Here is a 17834-nt window from a genome sequence, read left to right on the forward strand (position 1 = left end):
CTCATCGATCGGCGCCTCGTTAAATCCTTGACGCACTCTCTTCTTCCGCCAGCATCTGGCGCAGCAGATCCTGCAACGCGATCTGCTGTGGCTGACTGAGCCCTTTCAGCATCCTGTCCTGGGTTTGCGTATGCACTACCAGCGCCTGCTCAATCAGCGTAAATCCCTTTGGCGTTAAGCCCACCATCATGCTGCGCTTGTCCGCCGGGTCCGGGATCCGCGCAATCAGCCCACTGGCTTCCAGCCGACTTAACCGGTTGGTCATCGCCCCGGACGTCACCAGCAGCGAAGTGAAAAGCTGGGTGGGCGTCAGGCGGAAGGGTTCTCCGGCACGGCGCAGCGTGGCCAGCACATCAAACTCACCTTCACGAAAGCCAAACGGCGCCAGTGCGCTGGCCCGGGCTTTACCCAGCTGCTTCATAATCCTCAACATTCTGCCGAACACCGCCATCGACGACGCATCCAGATCCGGCATGGCGTCAGCCCATTGAGCGATAACGAAATCAACATGATCTGGCATCATTTCCCTTAATTCTTTGTGGTTAACATGTTCATTAGTGCGCACCGACTATCGGTAAGGCGAAATTTATCTTAACGTTAAGATAAATCAATTCACACTGCCAGCACACCTCTGCTGAGCAACACCTTATCCGAAGGAGTCGGTTATGAAATCTGCATTCTCAGCCATTACGCTGTTTGCCCTGCTTGTTCTGTTGGTCGGCCTTAATCTGCGGCCACTGATGGCCGCTGTCGGGCCGCTTTTGCCCCTGTTACAACGCCAGGAGCAGCTGACGGGCACCACTATCAGCCTGTTAACGACCCTGCCGGTGCTGATGATGGGCGTCATCGCGCTGGCCAGCGGCACGGTGTTGCGCCGAATCGGTTACGCGCGGGGCATCGCCACTGGCCTGGGCATTATTACATTTGCCTGCGTGTTCAGAGGGTTTTATACGTCCGGCGGGATGTTAATGGCAACTGCGCTGGCGGGCGGAATGGGCATTGGCCTGGTGCAGGCGGCGATGCCTGCCCTGATCAAGCGGCGCTACGCCCGGCATACCGGTACGCTGATGGCGCTGTTTTCAACCGGGATTATGGGCGGCGCAGCGCTGGCGGCGGCAACAGCAGAGCCGCTGTCGGTCTCGTTGGGGCTGAATTATGCCCTCGGCCTGGCGGCGTTGCCAGCAGCGCTGGCCTTTATCATCTGGTTCGCCGCCGAAGAGAATCAGCCGCAGGCGGCGACTCAACCGGTTCAGTCAACGTATTCGACCTCGCGCGCCTGGCTGCTGCTGGCTTTTTTTGGCATCGGGACCGGCGCTTACACGCTGGTGCTGGTCTGGCTGCCGCCGTTTTATATTGAGCACGGCTGGAGCGCACGTAACAGCGGCTTTCTGCTCGCCGCGCTGACCTTAACCGAAGTGGTTTCCGGCTTTATCGTTTCGGCGGTGATCCACCGTTTCACCGACAGACGCGCGCCTTTACTGCTGGTGTTGCTGATGATTTTGGCCGGGCTGCTCTGTCTGGTGTTCTTCGGAGGAAAGGCCGCGATCCTGTCGACGTTGCTGCTGGGGCTGGGAATTGGCGCACTGTTTCCGCTTTCGCTGATCGTGACCTTTGACCACGCCAAAACGCCGGAAGAAGCAGGTAAACTCCTCTCTTTTGTTCAGGGCGGAGGCTATATCATCGCCGCAACCATGCCATTAATTGCCGGCATGGTGCTGGACAGCACGGCGTCACTGAATACGGCATGGATGTTGATGAGCGGCGGAATTGTGTTGCTGATGATCCTCTCCCGCCGTTTTCGGCCAGCGTGACAGGCCGCGCAGTCGCAAGTCATGTTCGGCAGTTTCCCGGCAACGACCTTATTTCTTACGGAATTCTCTTGGGCTGATTCCCATATGATTTCGAAACAGGCGGGAGAAATAAAGCGGATCGGTGTAGCCGACCGTTAACGCAATATGGGTGATGGCAAAACTGGTTTTGCTTAGCAACAGGCAGGCTCGGGCAATACGCTGTTTCTCACGCCAGGCAAATACAGTTTGGCCGGTCTCTTCTTTAAATAAGTGGGCAAGGCGTGACGGGGAAAGGCAGGCACGACGGGACAGTTGTTCGATGGTGGTTTCTTCAGCCATATGTTCGTTCAGATACTGGCAGAGGGCCTCGATGCGGGGATCGCATTTGTGGCGGTGCAAATTGGGCTGCGCGCGGAAGCACTCCAGAATCACCCGTTCAACGGCATTCATTGCCAGCGCTTCGGATAACGGTTCCTGACTGACGCTCAGCTGGATCACTTCCATAAATCGCGCCTGCATCTGACTGGTGTCTTCTGCGGCGGCAAAGGTCAGACGGCCGATGCCATCGCGAACATTGTCCCACTGCAGCCAGTCAATCCAGTAGGTTCGCGGAATAAAATAGATCCACAAATGGTCCCAGCACTCGCTGTGTTCACTGCGACCATAATGATGCGGTACGCCAGCCGGAAAATGCAGCACTTCGCCCGGCTTGCAGATAAAGGTGCCCTGAGACGTATGAATTTTCCCTTCACCTTTTAGGGTGATATTTAACACGTGGCCCTTCATGCCGGCAGCCCGGTTAATATAAAAGTCGAGCTTACTTCCGCGGGATATTGGGGTGAATCCTGCCACCATCCATGCGGTGAAGGTAAAGCGCCTGTAGAGAGGTGAAAAATTCAGCATCTCGGTATCTTCACTATGCGCCATCGCTGCGCTTCCTGCCGACAGAATAAAGAGTTGAGCAGCATAGCGCAGAGAATTAACCCTGCCGCGATGCGGCTCACATCTTCTCAACATTCAGAATACCTGCGCTCAGCACAGACTAATTTTGCAGTGAGGTGGCGGATAACCCGGAATCAACCGGCTGCGCAAACTTTCCTTCTGCCAGGTCTGCGGCAACCTGAGGATAAATAGCATCCAGCTTGTAGAAATAGAGCAGGACGATATTGGCCACCGCGAGGATCACCGGGAAGAATATAAACAGGAACTGGATCATCTGAATGGCGCTGGCGGGTTGCATGCCGCCTCCGCTGGTGAATCCGGCCAGGCTTAGCAACCACCCGACGCTTGCCGTTCCCAACCCCATGCCAACCGTCTGACCCAGCGTGCCCGCGCTAAATAAAATCCCTTCAATCCGCAAGCCGGACACCCACTCGCCGTAATCGATGGTGTCGGCAAGGAAGGCAAACATTGTGGCACCAATGCCGCAGAAGCCAATGCTTCTGACCACCGTCGCCGCTATCACAAAGAAGGCATCCTGACGATCAAACAGCGGCAGAAGATAGCCAATACAGCAGACCAGTAATCCGCTCAGCGCCAGCTTACGTTTGCCCAGTCGTTTAATTAAAAAAGGGATCACCGTCAGCGTCAGTAATCCCGGTAAATATTGCGCCACGCTGACCCACGACATCATCGACAGGTCTTTCAGAATGTATTTGGTGTAATAAACACTGACGGTGCTGAGCGCGGTCAGGCTGGTAAAGGTGATCATTAAATACATAAAGATCATCAGCCAGTATTTATTCGCCCGTATTGCCGGCAGCACTTTCTTAAGCTCAATATTTTCGCGGTTGTCTTGCCGTACCGGCTTAATACGTTCACGGGTGCCCAGTGCGGTAAGGGTAAGAAACAGCGCGGTGAAAAAGCCATAAATGGCGAAGATGGTCATCCACGCACCGCTGCTGTTACCAAACCACGCCACCAACGGCAGCGTAATGACGCCGACCGTCAGCGATCCGCAGGTCGACAGGCCTTTGCGGAATACGCTTAACACGCCGCGTTCTACGGTATCGCGGGTAATCAACGCCAGCAACGAGCCATAAGCGATGTTATTGGCGGTAAAAAGAATGTTAGCCAGCAAATAGGTTACGCACACCCAGGTGACTTTAACCGCATAGCTGCTGTCCGGTACGCAGGCCAGCAGAAAGGTGGAAAGTCCGAACGGGATGGCGGTCCAGAGAACCCACGGCCGGGCTTTCCCCATCCGGGTTTGCGTCATATCGATACGCACACCCACCCAGATGCACAGCAGGCCATCGAGCACCCTGGCAAGGAACATTAACGAGCCCACCAGTAATGCTGACACGCCCACCACGTCGGTATAGTAATAGGCGAGAAAGGTCACCATCGTGGTGTAGGTGAGGTTAGTGCCGTAATCGCCGAGGCCAAAAGAAAGACGCTCTTTCAGCCCAATCGGCTGGGTTGCCACGCCATCACTCTTCATACCGCTTCTCCGCCAGATAAAATGACAAAATCCCAACCGGCTATTTCCAGCGTTTCGCCCGGTTCAACCTGCCGGTTATCAATCAGCGAAGTGGCTTGCCCCAACGGGTTTCGCAGCTGCTGCGGCGTCTGAGAGTAGTTAAAGATAAAGCACAGGTCCTTTTGCGCTTTACTTTGCGCCCGTCGAATTATTAGCGGGAAACTCACCTCCGACCGTAACGCGCTCAATGCCGGCGTGCTGAACAGGGTCGAGAAAACCTGCTCCATTCCGGCGGATGACAGGTTGCAGCCAATATAGGTCGCCGTCCCTTTGCCAAACTGATTGCGGGTGATGGCGGCATATTTTCCCCACTGCGGATGCTGATAGCGGGCCAAAATTTCGGTCTGTGACGATACCGGTTCCAGCAGCTCCATCCAGTCGGTCACCTGACCTGTTTCCTCCGTCAGCGCAAAGGTCTCAGTGGACAGCTGCACCTCATCTGGCTCAACGAACAGCTGATAGGTCACGCCGCAGGCTTCGCTGATAATGCCCGGCTGGATAGCCGTGCGCACCTTCAGATCCTGATTGGCAAAGCCGGATTTAAAGGAGTAAATGATATGGCCGCCTTGCCCGACGAAGGCATTGAGTCGCTGCAACAGCGCATCGGATGCCGCGTAGAGCAAGGGGACGATCAGCACGTCATAGCGTTCGATACGCGGATCGTCGGCATCAAGAATATCCATCTCGATATTTTGTCGGTACAGGGCATCGTACCAACTGCGGAACAGATCGTTGTACTGGTGATTTTTGTCGCCGCCGAACTGATGTCCGCGCCACGGATGCCAGTCAATGGCGGTCAGCCCACGGTTACTGACCAGCATCGCCACGCGGTTACTTTTGCTTAAGCCGCTCAGTTCGGGCGTTAAGCGCTGCAGCGTTTTGCCAATGTCGCAGGCCTCGTCATACACCGGATTAGGCAGCAGGTCGTGGCTGAGCAGGCCTTTCCAGTAGGTTTCCCACGAATTATGAATCGAATGCCAGTGCCAGTAGCCCACCAGGCTGGCACCGTTGGCGATATGGCTAAACGCCTGCAGACGCAGCTGGCCAGGGTAAGGCGTCCAGTCCTTAAAGGCCTGAGCCTGGGTTTCCAGCACAAAGTAATTCTTATCCTTGGTGGTGCGGGCAATATCCCCGGTGAAGGCAATTTCGGCGCCGGTCAGCCGCGACTGGCCGGGATGATAAACGTCCACGCCGGTAATATCGACGACCTCAGACGCCGCGAAGTGATCGACCTCGCTTCGCAAACCAAACGACCAGTTTCGCCAGTCAAAATCGAAGTTATGGGTGACGAAGTGATCGGCCGATTTATATTCGCCGACCAGATCGACCTGCCAGCGCAGAAAATCGATCACCAGCTGGCGTTGAAAGGCCTGAAACTCAGCGCCGAGGCTGGCATTAATGGTGCCCTGGACCGACGGGAAATCTTCCCAGGCCTCCACGCGATTACTCCAGTAATCCAGACCAAACGCCTGATTTAACGCCTGCAGATCGTCGTTGAATTTTTTCCGCAGATATTTAACAAAGGCGATCTGCACCGCCGGGCCACTGGTTTCATAATATTTGGTTTCGTTGTCGACCTGGAAACCAATCACGGCGGGATGGGACGCGGTGGCCGTTAACAGCTTGCGGATAATACGCTCGGAATAATAGCGATAGACTGGACTGGTAATATCCATCTTCTGCCGGGGACCATATTTATTCAGCCCCTGCGGCGTCACGGCCATCACCTCAGGATATTTCTTTGCCAGCCAGCCAGGAATAGCGTAGGTCGGCGTACCGATAATCACGCTAATATCGTTGGCCTGCATCTGGTCGAGCACGGTGATCACCGAAGTGAAATCAAATTCGCCTTCCTGAGGTTCAAAGGTGCTCCAGGTACTTTCGGCAATGCGGACATAGTTGATACCGGCGGCTTTCATCATGGCGATATCTTTTTCCAGCCGCTCCTCTGGCATATATTCGCGGTAATACGCCGTACCAAACCAGATCTTATCCATTTCAGCCTCAATGCAGTCTCTGTAAGTGTGCTGCTAACTTAGCGGAGAACAATCAGCCGAAGCGGTAGCTGACTGTCGTCAACATAAAGAAATCTGCTGCCGTCAGCGCAGTCCGATCTGGATCACAAAACTCGCCGGACCGCTTTGCGCTTTCGCCGGGTGGGGTCGGTAATAAGAAGCCTGCGGGCTGCCCTGCGGGTGAGCAGGGCAGTTACTGGAAGGGGGGTTAGCTCTGTTCGGCCACCAGGATCGCCAGCGTATCGGGTTCCAGTGCGACAAAAATATGTTCCTGGTCGCCGGGGTAACAGATGTAATCCCCGACGCCTAACTCTTCTGGCGCGGCCTTGAGCCCCAACAGCGCGCGGCCCTGGGTGACAATAATGTGCTCCACCGATCCCGACGGATGGGGGTGAGACTGACGCTCCGATCCCGGTTGCGCCATCAGCAGGTAGATATCCCGACGCGCGCCCGGCGGGCAGGTTGCCAGCAAAATGGCCTGATAATCGGCCTTTTCAGCCACCACCTTGCTGCCTTCACCCCGGCGGATCACCTGAGTGCTGGCGCTTACCGGCTCAAGTAATTTGGCAAACGGGATATTCAACGCGCCGCATAAGGCCCACAGCGTTTCAATGCTCGGGTTGCCGTTAGCGGATTCCAGTTGCGATAACGTGGATTTGGCGATCCCCGCCCGACGGGCGACCTCGGCCAGCGACAACCCGGCACGCGTGCGTTCCCGTGCGAGGCTTGCGGCAATGACGCTGATAGGCTGGGTCATGGTGTACCTCTTTGTTCATTTAATCGAACGAATCGTTCGCTTGATCTCGCTGTTTGTTGCGTTCATTATAATGGCGATTTCGTTCGATATGGTAAAACTTTATGCTTATGCACGCATTTTCCAGCCTGAACTCTCAGACTAAAAAAGCCATTTATCTGGTGTGCCTTGCCGTCGGCGTGGTGGGCGCTTCCTACGGTTCGCTGGCCACGGCCTACGGTTTTCCGTTATGGGTACCGCTGTTCTCCACGTTGTTTGTGCTGGCGGGAGCATCGGAATTTATGTTTGTTGCCATCATCGCCAGCGGCGGCAATCCGCTGGCTGCGGCGGTGGCGGGATTACTGGTTAACGCCCGGCACTTTCCTTTCGGCATCGCGGTGCGGGATCTGGCCGGCACCCGTCTTAAGGGCCTGTTGGGATGCCACATTATGAATGACGAAAGCGTGGTGTTTGGTCTGTCGCAATCCACCCCGAAACAGCGTAAAGACGCGTACTGGCTCTGTGGGCTGGGCGTGGCGATCGTCTGGCCGGTTGGCGCGATGGCGGGAAGCGTGGTGGGTAAACTGTTGCCGGATATCAATGCGATCGGCCTGGATGCGGTCTTTCCGGCGATCCTGCTGGCGCTGGTGATCCCGTCACTGAAATCGAAAACCACGCTGATCAGGGCGTCGTCCGGGGCGCTACTGTCATTAGCGGTGACGCCGTTTGTCGCCGTGGGGATGCCGGTGCTGATCTCGATGCTGGGCTTACTGACGAGGAAAAAATAATGCCGTCGAATGAATTAATTATTGCCGGGATCGCCTTACTGTCTGTCGGCACTTACCTGATGCGTTTTGCCGGGGTGAAGCTGGGCAATCGTATGGCGCTGTCCGAGCGCACGCGGGCATTACTGTCCGATGCCGCCACCACGCTGTTGCTGGCCGTGGCATTAGGGAATACGTTTTATGAAGGCGTGCATTTTGCCGGAACCGCGCGCGTGGCGGGCGTGGCGGTGGCAGTGATTCTGGCCTGGCGAAAAGTGCCGTTAATCGGCGTGATTCTGGCGGCGGCGGTGGTTACCGCGCTGCTGCGTTACGTCGGCGTGCCCTGATCCACAACTACCAGAACCATGACGACATGGTAAAGCAGTAAGCTATTGTTACGGATAATAAAATAAGTTCGACAGGTTTAAAATAGGTCATGATGTTGGCAGGTGTTTAGGTTAAGTACTCAATACATCGGTAATAACGGCAGAAACTTTAGGCCAAATTCGGGATTACTTTTGCTAGCAAAAAGAGGGAATTCCCCCCTGCCGCCGCAACGCGCGTGGCTGTTCAGGTAAATGTTGGGAATAGTCGGCTAAGCCGCTATTTTAGGGGCTGATTTTTGCGTCAGGAGACGAGAGATGGAGAGACTGGATTGCGACCGGATGTTTATCGCGGTAATGGAAACCGGCAGCTTTACCGCCGCCGCTCAGCGTCTGGGCACCAGCCACGGCCAGGCATCTAAACTTATCTCCCGCCTTGAGCAGCATCTCGGCGTGCAGCTGTTTCGCCGCAGTACCCGGGCGCTGGCCGCCACCGACGTGGGTCGCGCCTATTATGAAAAAATCCGGGTGCTGCTGGCGGATTACGATGCGCTGAATGACTCGGTGCGCAATTCATCGGATGCCCCGGCCGGAAAAGTGCGTATCTCTGCGCCCGTGACCTTCGGCACCACCCAGCTGACTCCGCATCTGATCGACTTCGCGCGGCGCTATCCCGGTATCGAACTGGACGTCAGCTTTGCCGACCGTGCGGTGAACGTGGTGGATGAAGGCTTTGATCTGGCGTTGCGCATCGGCAAGCTGGCGGACAGCAGCCTGATGGCGAGAAAGCTGTGCGATATCCGCATTATCACCGTTGCCTCGCCGGGCTATCTGGCAGAGCGTGGCACGCCCGAGCACTGGGAAGCCCTGGCCAGCCATGACTGCATTATTGATACCAACTTCCGCGATCCCTGGCGCTGGCCGTTTCAGGACGAGAAGCTGGCGCTGCAGGGGCAGCCGGTTAACGGACGCCTGAAGTTCTCCAATGCCGAGGTGTGCTTAAAAGCCGCCATTGCCGGACTGGGCATTGCCCGCTTGCCCTCTTTTGTCGCTGGCGAAGCCCTGAAGAATAAAGAGGTAGTGCCGGTGCTCGCCGCCAGCGAGATTGTGCCGCTCGGGCTGTTCGCCCTCTATCCCCCGGCCAAATACCTGGCCCATAAATCCCGCACCTTTATCGATTATCTGGTTGAAGCCTTTGCCGGCGAGCCCGTTTGGGAGCAGGGCTGGTGATTGTTTCCATAATGGAATAAAACATCCGCAGAACCGCTGGATAATCATCATTCCGGAAATAAGATAGAGTCCTCTCATCAACTACTGAGAGGACACCACCATGACTGATACCCGTAGCGCACCCTATGCCCTGAAGCCAACACCGCTGAAAGGATAAGGGAGGATTTATGCTGGTTAATGGAAAATGGACGGCCGAATGGCACCCGGTGCAGGCTACCGATGAGAAGGGCGGTTTCGTCCGTCAGACCTCAAGCTTTCGTCACTGGGTCACCCCAGACGGCGCCGCCGGACCGACCGGCGAAGCGGGCTTCAAGGCCGAAGTGGATCGCTATCACCTGTATGTGGCGCTGATTTGTCCGTGGGCATCCCGCACGCTGATTGCCCGCAAGCTGAAAGGGCTGGAGAAAGTGGTCAGCCTGTCGGTAGTCGAGCCATGGTTGCTGGATGAAGGCTGGCACTTTGGTGACTATCCTGGCGCAAATAAGGACGAACTGAATCAGGCCGAGTGGGTGCATCAGCTTTACACCCAGGCTGATGCCACGTTTACCGGTCGGGCAACGGTGCCGGTGCTGTGGGATAAGAAAACCCGCACCATCGTCAATAACGAGTCAGCCGATATTGTGCGCATGTTTAACAGCGGCTTTGGCGAGCTGGCGAGTCACAGTTTCGACCTCTATCCTGCGGACTGGCAGAGTGAGATTGAGGCATTAAACGCGGAAATCTACCCACGCCTGAATAACGGCGTATATCGCGCCGGTTTTGCCACCACGCAGATCAGTTATCAGGAAGCCAGCGATGACGTCTTCGCCATGCTGGATAAGCTGGAACAGCGGTTGAGCGATGGCCGGGCATTTTTGACCGGCAACCAGCTTACCGAAGCGGATATCCGCCTGTTCGTCACGCTGATCCGTTTTGACGCGGCCTATCATGGCCTGTTCAAATGCAATCAGCGCAAGCTCAACGAATATGCCGGACTGGACGCTTACACCAAACGAATGCTGGATATTCCCGGTGTGCGTGAAACGGTCAATATCGATCATATTAAACAGGGCTATTACTCGATTAAGGCATTAAACCCCAATGGCATTGTACCTGCCGGGCCGGATTTAACGGCTTACGGGCTGTAAGCGACTGTATTAACAGAAAGCCGTTACCTTTATTTAGGTGACGGCTTTTTTTCGTTACAGCACCTGATGCTGACCAGCGATAGCTGGCTACTGGTGACCTACCCGAAGGTGCCAATATTCCCAAAGTGATATTAAACGGATATTAGGATGGCGTGCTAATAGCGGGCGCAGCTTACTTAGGATCTGCTGTATCGATAGGTAAAGCCGTGGGCGGTGCTATCATCGCGGAAATTGCTAATGGTTCTTACCAATGGTTTGACTTAAATCAGCCGGGCAATGAGAGTAAAGGTTGGGATTACTGGGGAAGTGCATCAGCAGGTATAACAGGCGTACTGGCTCCGGGAAAAAATGTCTGGAAAAATGCCGGCATCTCTGCAGGTTGGACTATATTTATAGACGATTTGGATAAAAGCGCTTTAACTGGTACTGAGGCTGGATGGGTATTTGGTGCAACTATGGGAGCACTTTCTCCACACGTGTTGGAACCTATTTTAGGTCCGGACTCTGGTTTTGTGAGTGAAGTTAATGGCTCTGTTGGCGGTGAATTTATTGGGAATAAAACCAAAGCTAAAATCAATGAAAAGGAATATGACAATGCCAATAAATAAAAACAATAAGATAACTTTGACCCTTTTGTTTTTGACAGTCATTTACCTTAATGTTGCGTGCTTTATTTTTTTCTTCATAGCCAATGCCGTTATTGATTTTATATTTGAGGATGAGGTGACTTTGACCAGAGAGGTCATCTTAAATATCTTAGTTACAAGCATCATCGCGGGCACAGCGGCAAGTTTAGGTTCCTGGATTTTCGCAAAAATAGATGAACACAAAGCCAGCAAATCCCCACCCTCAGACCCTTCCTGAGCACCACAAAAAATCAGCTTGTGAATCTGTTTTTTTTCAATTAATTATGCAATTTACGTATAACATCCTGGACAGGTTAATCATCTTCATCGGTTGACCTGTCCCAAAGCCGCATCCTACAGACTGATGTTTGGACAGTCCTGCAGCTGACCAGCGATGAATTCCGACAGGTAACGATAGTTGAGCGGGATCACTACCGGCAACCTTGGCGCGGCGACCAGTGGCGCAATGGCACCTTATATCGCCCGGCAGATAAAAGCGGCCACCGGTGATAACGTGATTGCCAACGCGATGGCGCATGCTGTGGAAGGGGCGGTACTTGCCCAAATGGCGGGCAATAGCGCAACGGCAGGCGCAGTAGGATCGGCGGGTGGAGAGCTTATCGCAAGAAGCATTGTCGCCACGTTGTATCCGGGTGTTGAGGCACAAAATCTCACGGAAGAACAGAAGCATATCGTCAGTGCCCTGAGCCAGATTTCATCAGGGATCCTTGGCGGGCTTGAGGGGAATTCGGTTGCGGCTATTGCCACGGCGCAGGTTGCGGGTAAGAATGCGGTTGAGAATAACTCGCTGAGTGATAGGGACATCATCACTTTCTCCGAAAAGTACGAGAAGGCGAAGACAGATGCTGAGAAAGAACAGTTACGGTCTGACCTGAAAAAGCTGGACGCAGCACAGCAGGCAAAGGCGCTGGCGACAGGTATTTCTGTTAATGACCAGAAATCAGAGCTTGCGAAACTGAAGCAGCTCGCCGCTTCTTCTGATTGCGTAGATCAATGCCGGAAGTTGGCAAATTACTCAATATCGCAGTTTGAGCCAATAGCGAATAATACACAACTTCATAAGGATAACCTGACCAAAGCAGTGCTGGCTTCAACAATTATCGCTTTGACGTTAGATCAACCCGCGAAAAGTGGAGAGAAAACGCCAATAGTGGGGGCGAATAGTGCAAGTAAACCTGCCTCTGTTATTGATGATATTGTTAATGGTAAAGGTGGTGCGGTAGGTGCAGACAAGGCAGCTGCTGAAGAAACGGCGGTGAAAGCTGCAGCTACTAAAGCTATGAATGGTGCAGAAAACGTAGCTAGCGGTGCTCGATTGAATATGCAACTTGCTGCTGAACAGGCTGCCGGAACCAGAGCTCCAGCTAAAATAACCAGTTATTCTCAACATGCATTAGAGCAAATAGCTGGGAGAGATGGAGGTAAAGAGGTAAGTAAAAGTGCAATAGATAATGCCTGGTCGAGTCCGCTGAAAATAGAATATGTACCGTCAAAATATGGTCCAACGTTTAGATATACTGGAAAAGATGCAGTTATTGTTATAAATCAGGATGGAAAAGTAGTTACAGGTTGGGCCAAATCGTCATCGGGGACAGCAAAATGAATAATCTACTAAATCCTTCCCAGCAGAATTTGATCGTCAGTTTATGTAATGATAGTGATGCTTCTACACAATCACTCGCTGAAAAAGCAATTGTAGGAATACTTACATCAAACGAGGTCGAGGTGTTGTGCAGCTTGATATCCAATGAATTTATGTTAAATGGTATTACTGAAAGTTTTGGACCAAATGATTATGGAAAAGAACTTGAAGAGTTATTAGATGCTGTAAATAAGATCAGGGTGAATAATTAGTGAAGAACGCAAAGCCCATAAAAAACGCACTCTAACCTGAGTAACCTCACCCATCCCGGCCGTCGAGCCGGGATTTTTACTTTAACGGTCAGCTACCGCCGCGCTTCTTCGGCTCCGCCATCACCTAAATCACGTCCATCAGCCCACGCTGCTTACGGATGGAGAGCTTCGGGCAGAGATGGCGCAGGGCCCGTAACACCTCCTGCTCTTGCATGGGTAGCTTAACCTCAGTATCAGGCAAAAGGCATCACGGAACTGGCCGGGCAGTTCAGCAGTGATTTGAGCAGGAATAAAGTGCAGGATGCTAAAGCTGAGGCTGAAAATCGCCTGATGCTGACCAGCGATAAATACCGTCAGGCAACGCCAGCTGAGCGGGCATCAATGCTGGCAGACGATGCCACCTATCACGAGCAGATAAAAACCTGGGGAGTGGGCGGTACCGTCCCAATGGCGATTACTGCGGTGACGGCAGCCTTCAGCGGGATCACTGCCGGCAACCTTGGCGCGGCGGCCAGCGGCGCAATGGCACCTTATATCGCCCGGCAGATAAAAGCGGCCACCGGTGATAACGTGATTGCCAACGCGATGGCGCATGCGGTTGAAGGGGCGGTACTTGCCCAAATGGCGGGCAACAGCGCAACGGCAGGCGCAGTAGGATCGGCGGGTGGAGAGCTGATCGCAAGAAGCATTGTCGCCACGTTGTATCCGGGTGTTGAGGCGCAAAATCTTACGGAAGAACAGAAGCATATCGTCAGTGCCCTGAGCCAGATTTCATCAGGGATCCTTGGCGGGCTTGAGGGGAATTCGGTTGCGGCGATTGCCACGGCGCAGGTTGCGGGTAAGAACGCGGTTGAGAATAATGACCTGAGCTTACCGGGTGGGATGATGAGTTCCATTGACGCTGCAGGCTCTTGGAACCGATACGCAGAGGCGAATGGCCTGACGTTGGAACAAAAAGAGGCGGGGCTGCATAAGCTGACTACTGGTGACCTACCCGAAGGTGCCAATATTCCCAAAGTGATAATCAACGGATATAAGGATGGCGTGCTAATAGCGGGCGCAGCTTACTTAGGACCTGCTGCATCGATAGGTAAAGCCGTGGGCGGTGCTATCATCGCGGAAATTGCTAATGGTTCTTACCAATGGTTTGACTTAAATCAGCCGGGCAATGAGAGTAAAGGTTGGGATTACTGGGGAAGTGCATCAGCAGGGATAACTGGCGCACTGGCTCCGGGACGTGGTGTCTGGAAAAACGTAGGCATAGCAGCAGGTGGGGCAGTGTTCACAGATGGGCCTGATGTAGGGGCTGTAGGTGGTGCTGCTTTAGGGGCTTTGGCAGGAGGTTTTTTTGGAGAGTTAGCTCCTTTTCCTGGAGAAATGAATGATCTATTTGGTGGCATTGGAGGGGAAATAATTAGTAATAAATTTAAGGACAAAGTTAATGATAATTAAAACTGTCCAGAGGCGAGCAACATTTAGTCTTTTTATTTCAACCGCAATCTACTATGGCATTTGTTTTTTTACATTTATTTTTTTGGTTAATAACGTAATTATTGAGTTAATTACTTCAGAAGTAGTCGATTTTTCAGAAAAATCATTGAGCTACCTATGCGTTGTGAGTTTAATAATAGGTATAGCCTCAGGGGCAAGGATATGGATTTTCGCAAAAATAGATGAACGCAAAGCCAGAAAATCTCCACCCTCAGACCCTTCCTGAGCCCCACAAAAAACCAGCCTTGGAGGCTGGTTTTTTTGCTCATTACCGTCCCGAATTCCTCCAACCCCCATTACCTCAGCCCCTTGCCTCCCAATGTCATTCTTTTGTCATAACTCGCTCATGCCGTCGTCAGTTGCCGGGCCGTAAACTCCTCAGCGTAAACCCAACATTCTCCTGAGGAACGCAACATGAACGCATCACTGAAAAAAAACGTAAAATTTGCGGCGATCGCCAGTGCTTTTCTGCTGGCAGGCGCAAGCAGCGCCGCGATGGCGCAACCGGTTAACAATATCGTGCTGGTCCACGGCGCATTTGTTGGCGGCTCGGGCTGGCGTCCGGTGTACGACATCCTTAAGCATGATGGCTACAAGGTGACGCTGGTGCAGGAGCCGCTGACTTCCTTCCCGGAAGACGTGGCCGCCACTAAACGCATTCTCGATCGGCAAACGGGTCCGGCAATCCTGGTGGGACACAGCTATGGCGGCGCGATCATTACTGAGGCAGGCAATGATTCGCACGTGGCGGGTCTGGTTTATATCGCTGCCCATGCGCTGGATAATGGCGAAACCGAAGCAATCAACGGCAAGAAATTTCCTAATGCCGCCCATCCATTTATGAAAACGCCGGACGGCTTCCTGATGATTGCGCCACAAAACTTCCACAGTGACTTTGCCGCCGACCTTTCAGCAAAGCAGGCGGATTTTGAAGCTCAGGCGCAAATGCCGACCTCAGCCTCGGTGTTTACCGCAAATATTCCCGATCCGGCATGGAAAACCAAACCAAGTTGGTACATGGTGGCAAAAGCCGACAAAATCATTAATCCTGATTTAGAACGTATGTACGCCAAACGCGCCCACAGCACTACGGTGGAAGTGGCCGGGGCCAGCCATTCGGTCTATGAGTCACACCCGAAAGAGGTTGCCGCACTGATCGAGCAGGCTGCACAACACGCGCTGAAGTAATCCTGTCCGCTGCGCCCGCTATCCTGGAGAAGACGATGAAAATTCTGGTGATTGATGATGAGCCCAAAGCCCGGGAATACATGCGCAGCGGCTTAACCGAATCTGGCTATGTGGTTGATGTGGCGGTAAACGGCCGCGAAGGGCTGTTTATGGCGCAGGAATATCATTACGACCTGATCCTGCTGGACGTGATGATGCCGGAGCTGGATGGCTGGGAAGTGATGAAAACGCTGGATGCGCAGAATATCCCGGTTATTTTCCTCACCGCGAAAAGCACCGTCGAAGACCGGATCAAAGGGCTGGAACTGGGTGCCGACGACTATCTGGTCAAGCCTTTCTCATTTGCCGAGCTGCTGGCGCGGATCCGCACGGCACTGCGGCGCGGCGCTAACGTCAAGCGTGATGAGCTGCTGCAGGTCGGTGATTTGCAGCTGGATAGGGCGAAACGCCGCGTGGAGCGGGCCGGGGTGCGCATCGATCTGACCAACAAAGAGTTCAATTTGCTGCAGCTGTTTATGCTGAATCCCGGCCAGGTGATGAGCCGCACGCTGATTGCCTCGCGGGTGTGGGATATGAATTTCGACAGTGATACCAACGTGGTCGACGTGGCCGTTCGCCGGCTGCGGCAGAAGGTGGACGAGCCCTTTGCCACGCCGCTGATACACACCGTGCACGGCGTCGGTTATCGCTGTGAAGGTGACGGATGCTGATGAAACCGCTCTCGCTGACCACGCGCCTGTCGCTGCTGATTTCAGGCATGGTACTGCTGGTGATGATCCTCGTCGGTATGGCGCTGTATCACTCGCTGGCCCGGCAAATCAGCGTACGCGATGATGGCGCCTTGCTGTCGCGGATGGAGCAGATCCGCACGATGTTACTTAATGAAGACGCGCTACAACTGATCCGCGACAAACCCAAACTGTTTGCCAATATGCTCGGCAATACCGAGTCGCTGCTGGTGCTGCGTTTTCCCGGTCAGCCGCCGTTAATCGAAGTCAACCCTGGCCATGCGGCGATCCCGGATCTGATGCCGGTGCCGCAGGGCCAGTCGCTTGGCCTGGCCAGCGTGCATCACCAGCTAACGCATGACGGCACGCCGTTTATCTCGGCGGCGGCGCTGGCGCAAACCCGTGACGGGCCCGGCCAGCTGGAGATTATTACCGGCAGGCTGATGACCGAGCGCACCGCCACGCTCAGCGACTATCGCCAGCAAATCGGCGTGCTGATTGTGCTGGCGACGCTGGTTGCGGCGCTGATGGTCTGGTTCCTGACGCGCCGCAGCCTGCGGCCCTTACACCGGCTGGCGCAGGAAACCGCCGCCATCGACGTTCGCCATCTGTCGCGGCGCATCACCCTGACCAACGTGCCGCATGAACTGCTATCGCTGGTGGCGGCGTTCAACCAGATGCTGGATCGGCTGGAAACCAGCTTTCAGCAGCTGAGCCAGGTGTCGGCCGATATGGCGCACGATCTGCGCACCCCGATCGCCAATCTGCTCGGCCAGACGGAAGTCGCGCTGACGCAAAAACGCAGCAATGACTACTATCTCGGGCTGCTCGGCTCCAATTTTGAGGAGTTGCAGCGGCTGGCAAGGATGATCGACAACATGCTGTTTCTGGCGCGGGCAGAGGATGCCAGCCAGGCGATCCACCGCATGGAGCAACCTTTATCTGAGGTGCTGCAGCCGCTGGCTGACTATTTTGAAGGTCCGGCGGAAGAGCGCGAGATCCAGCTGGTGTTTCCGCACCAGGGGACGGTTTACGCCGACGCCGATTTACTGCGCCGCGCGGTGGCGAATCTGGTGGCCAACGCCATCCGCTATGCCGACGTGGGGAGCACCATCGCCATTACCCATCAGAGCGAGCCGGACGGCGTGACGATTGCGGTGGAGAATCAGGGCGCAACCATCTCAACGACGCAACAGGCGCGGCTGTTCGATCGTTTCTATCGTGCTGACGCGTCACGTCATAACTCGTCAACCGGCAGCGGCCTGGGGCTGTCGATCGTGCGCGGCATTATGCAACTGCATCAGGGACGTTACGCGGTGCAGAGTCAGTCGGGAGAAACCCATTTTTCGCTCTTTTTCCCCTCTCGCGGTGGGAATCCTCCGCAAGATCGCTAGCGAACTTGCCTGTCGGGCGGAATAGCGACTACTGTTGACGGCTCAGGTTGGGTTTTTCCCGGAACGAT

At 54.3% G+C, this 17834-nt stretch carries 18 protein-coding genes; 13 read left to right on the forward strand and 5 right to left on the reverse strand.

Features of this window, described 5'->3' with window-relative positions:
• Positions 1-19: 19 nt before the first annotated feature.
• Entirely contained in the window at positions 20-520 is a 501-nt protein-coding gene (locus E2F51_RS11870; RefSeq protein WP_134824861.1) for a MarR family winged helix-turn-helix transcriptional regulator, read from the reverse strand.
• 145 nt (positions 521-665) lie between these two features.
• On the opposite strand from E2F51_RS11870, the gene E2F51_RS11875 reads away from it, so the two are divergent.
• Positions 666-1811: an MFS transporter gene (locus tag E2F51_RS11875; protein ID WP_134823543.1), complete on the forward strand. Its 1146-nt coding sequence runs from the start codon at positions 666-668 to the stop codon at positions 1809-1811.
• 48 nt (positions 1812-1859) lie between these two features.
• On the opposite strand, the gene araC is transcribed toward E2F51_RS11875, so the two are convergent.
• The 4 genes from araC to E2F51_RS11895 all read right to left on the reverse strand — a co-directional run bounded on the left by araC (position 1860) and on the right by E2F51_RS11895 (position 7044).
• Positions 1860-2717 (reverse strand): arabinose operon transcriptional regulator AraC, encoded by an 858-nt coding sequence (gene araC / locus E2F51_RS11880; RefSeq protein ID WP_053141707.1) that lies wholly within the window; start codon positions 2715-2717, stop codon positions 1860-1862.
• A gap of 115 nt (positions 2718-2832) precedes the next feature.
• Positions 2833-4233 carry an MFS transporter gene (locus E2F51_RS11885; RefSeq protein WP_013200926.1) on the reverse strand — a complete coding sequence of 467 codons (1401 nt, stop codon included), beginning with the start codon at positions 4231-4233 and terminating at the stop codon, positions 2833-2835.
• Complete coding sequence (locus E2F51_RS11890; protein ID WP_134823544.1) at positions 4230-6269, reverse strand: beta-galactosidase; 2040 nt, start codon at positions 6267-6269, stop codon at positions 4230-4232. Before E2F51_RS11890 ends, E2F51_RS11885 begins: the two co-directional genes overlap by 4 nt.
• Before the next feature lie 226 nt (positions 6270-6495).
• Positions 6496-7044: a helix-turn-helix domain-containing protein gene (locus E2F51_RS11895; RefSeq protein ID WP_013200928.1), complete on the reverse strand. Its 549-nt coding sequence runs from the start codon at positions 7042-7044 to the stop codon at positions 6496-6498.
• A gap of 101 nt (positions 7045-7145) precedes the next feature.
• On the opposite strand from E2F51_RS11895, the gene E2F51_RS11900 reads away from it, so the two are divergent.
• From E2F51_RS11900 to E2F51_RS11955, 12 genes are all read left to right on the forward strand, one after another.
• Positions 7146-7808 carry an AzlC family ABC transporter permease gene (locus E2F51_RS11900; RefSeq protein WP_041691918.1) on the forward strand — a complete coding sequence of 221 codons (663 nt, stop codon included), beginning with the start codon at positions 7146-7148 and terminating at the stop codon, positions 7806-7808.
• Positions 7808-8131 carry an AzlD domain-containing protein gene (locus E2F51_RS11905; RefSeq protein WP_013200930.1) on the forward strand — a complete coding sequence of 108 codons (324 nt, stop codon included), beginning with the start codon at positions 7808-7810 and terminating at the stop codon, positions 8129-8131. The genes E2F51_RS11900 and E2F51_RS11905 overlap by 1 nt, the downstream gene beginning before the upstream one ends.
• Positions 8132-8425: 294 nt before the next feature.
• Positions 8426-9337, forward strand: a complete 912-nt coding sequence (locus E2F51_RS11910; protein WP_013200931.1) for a LysR family transcriptional regulator — start codon at positions 8426-8428, stop codon at positions 9335-9337.
• A 167-nt stretch (positions 9338-9504) separates the two neighbouring features.
• Positions 9505-10464 carry a glutathione S-transferase family protein gene (locus E2F51_RS11915; protein ID WP_134823545.1) on the forward strand — a complete coding sequence of 320 codons (960 nt, stop codon included), beginning with the start codon at positions 9505-9507 and terminating at the stop codon, positions 10462-10464.
• A 206-nt stretch (positions 10465-10670) separates the two neighbouring features.
• A complete protein-coding gene (locus tag E2F51_RS24045) occupies positions 10671-11072 on the forward strand; it encodes a hypothetical protein (RefSeq protein WP_245174113.1) in 402 nt (133 codons plus the stop codon).
• A complete protein-coding gene (locus E2F51_RS11925; protein WP_134823546.1) occupies positions 11059-11328 on the forward strand; it encodes a hypothetical protein in 270 nt (89 codons plus the stop codon). The genes E2F51_RS24045 and E2F51_RS11925 overlap by 14 nt, the downstream gene beginning before the upstream one ends.
• A 228-nt stretch (positions 11329-11556) precedes the next feature.
• Positions 11557-12714: a VENN motif pre-toxin domain-containing protein gene (locus tag E2F51_RS11930; protein ID WP_134823547.1), complete on the forward strand. Its 1158-nt coding sequence runs from the start codon at positions 11557-11559 to the stop codon at positions 12712-12714.
• Entirely contained in the window at positions 12711-12965 is a 255-nt protein-coding gene (locus E2F51_RS11935; protein ID WP_134823548.1) for a hypothetical protein, read from the forward strand. The genes E2F51_RS11930 and E2F51_RS11935 overlap by 4 nt, the downstream gene beginning before the upstream one ends.
• A gap of 294 nt (positions 12966-13259) precedes the next feature.
• Complete coding sequence (locus E2F51_RS11940) at positions 13260-14417, forward strand: VENN motif pre-toxin domain-containing protein (RefSeq protein WP_245174114.1); 1158 nt, start codon at positions 13260-13262, stop codon at positions 14415-14417.
• A gap of 453 nt (positions 14418-14870) precedes the next feature.
• Positions 14871-15644: an alpha/beta hydrolase gene (locus E2F51_RS11945; RefSeq protein ID WP_134823549.1), complete on the forward strand. Its 774-nt coding sequence runs from the start codon at positions 14871-14873 to the stop codon at positions 15642-15644.
• A 35-nt stretch (positions 15645-15679) separates the two neighbouring features.
• Positions 15680-16354 carry a heavy metal response regulator transcription factor gene (locus E2F51_RS11950; protein ID WP_013200934.1) on the forward strand — a complete coding sequence of 225 codons (675 nt, stop codon included), beginning with the start codon at positions 15680-15682 and terminating at the stop codon, positions 16352-16354.
• A complete protein-coding gene (locus E2F51_RS11955; RefSeq protein ID WP_134823550.1) occupies positions 16348-17766 on the forward strand; it encodes a heavy metal sensor histidine kinase in 1419 nt (472 codons plus the stop codon). Before E2F51_RS11950 ends, E2F51_RS11955 begins: the two co-directional genes overlap by 7 nt.
• Positions 17767-17834 lie beyond the last annotated feature (68 nt).

Source organism: Erwinia sp. QL-Z3 (assembly GCF_004551645.1).
In the GTDB taxonomy this organism is placed as follows: Bacteria; Pseudomonadota; Gammaproteobacteria; order Enterobacterales; family Enterobacteriaceae; genus Erwinia; species Erwinia billingiae.

Excerpts from the sequence above, each read along its gene's own strand:
- E2F51_RS11925 (WP_134823546.1), top strand. The coding sequence starts at position 11,059 with ATGCCAATAAATAAAAACAATAAGATAACTTTGACCCTTTTGTTTTTG.
- E2F51_RS11875 (WP_134823543.1), top strand. The coding sequence starts at position 666 with ATGAAATCTGCATTCTCAGCCATTACGCTGTTTGCCCTGCTTGTTCTG.
- E2F51_RS11890 (WP_134823544.1), bottom strand. The coding sequence starts at position 6,269 with ATGGATAAGATCTGGTTTGGTACGGCGTATTACCGCGAATATATGCCA.
- E2F51_RS11870 (WP_134824861.1), bottom strand. The coding sequence starts at position 520 with ATGCCAGATCATGTTGATTTCGTTATCGCTCAATGGGCTGACGCCATG.
- E2F51_RS11930 (WP_134823547.1), top strand. The coding sequence starts at position 11,557 with ATGGCACCTTATATCGCCCGGCAGATAAAAGCGGCCACCGGTGATAAC.
- E2F51_RS11945 (WP_134823549.1), top strand. The coding sequence starts at position 14,871 with ATGAACGCATCACTGAAAAAAAACGTAAAATTTGCGGCGATCGCCAGT.
- E2F51_RS11910 (WP_013200931.1), top strand. The coding sequence starts at position 8,426 with ATGGAGAGACTGGATTGCGACCGGATGTTTATCGCGGTAATGGAAACC.
- E2F51_RS11950 (WP_013200934.1), top strand. The coding sequence starts at position 15,680 with ATGAAAATTCTGGTGATTGATGATGAGCCCAAAGCCCGGGAATACATG.
- E2F51_RS11885 (WP_013200926.1), bottom strand. The coding sequence starts at position 4,233 with ATGAAGAGTGATGGCGTGGCAACCCAGCCGATTGGGCTGAAAGAGCGT.
- E2F51_RS11900 (WP_041691918.1), top strand. The coding sequence starts at position 7,146 with ATGCTTATGCACGCATTTTCCAGCCTGAACTCTCAGACTAAAAAAGCC.
- E2F51_RS11915 (WP_134823545.1), top strand. The coding sequence starts at position 9,505 with ATGCTGGTTAATGGAAAATGGACGGCCGAATGGCACCCGGTGCAGGCT.
- E2F51_RS11895 (WP_013200928.1), bottom strand. The coding sequence starts at position 7,044 with ATGACCCAGCCTATCAGCGTCATTGCCGCAAGCCTCGCACGGGAACGC.
- E2F51_RS11905 (WP_013200930.1), top strand. The coding sequence starts at position 7,808 with ATGCCGTCGAATGAATTAATTATTGCCGGGATCGCCTTACTGTCTGTC.
- araC (WP_053141707.1), bottom strand. The coding sequence starts at position 2,717 with ATGGCGCATAGTGAAGATACCGAGATGCTGAATTTTTCACCTCTCTAC.
- E2F51_RS11955 (WP_134823550.1), top strand. The coding sequence starts at position 16,348 with ATGCTGATGAAACCGCTCTCGCTGACCACGCGCCTGTCGCTGCTGATT.
- E2F51_RS11935 (WP_134823548.1), top strand. The coding sequence starts at position 12,711 with ATGAATAATCTACTAAATCCTTCCCAGCAGAATTTGATCGTCAGTTTA.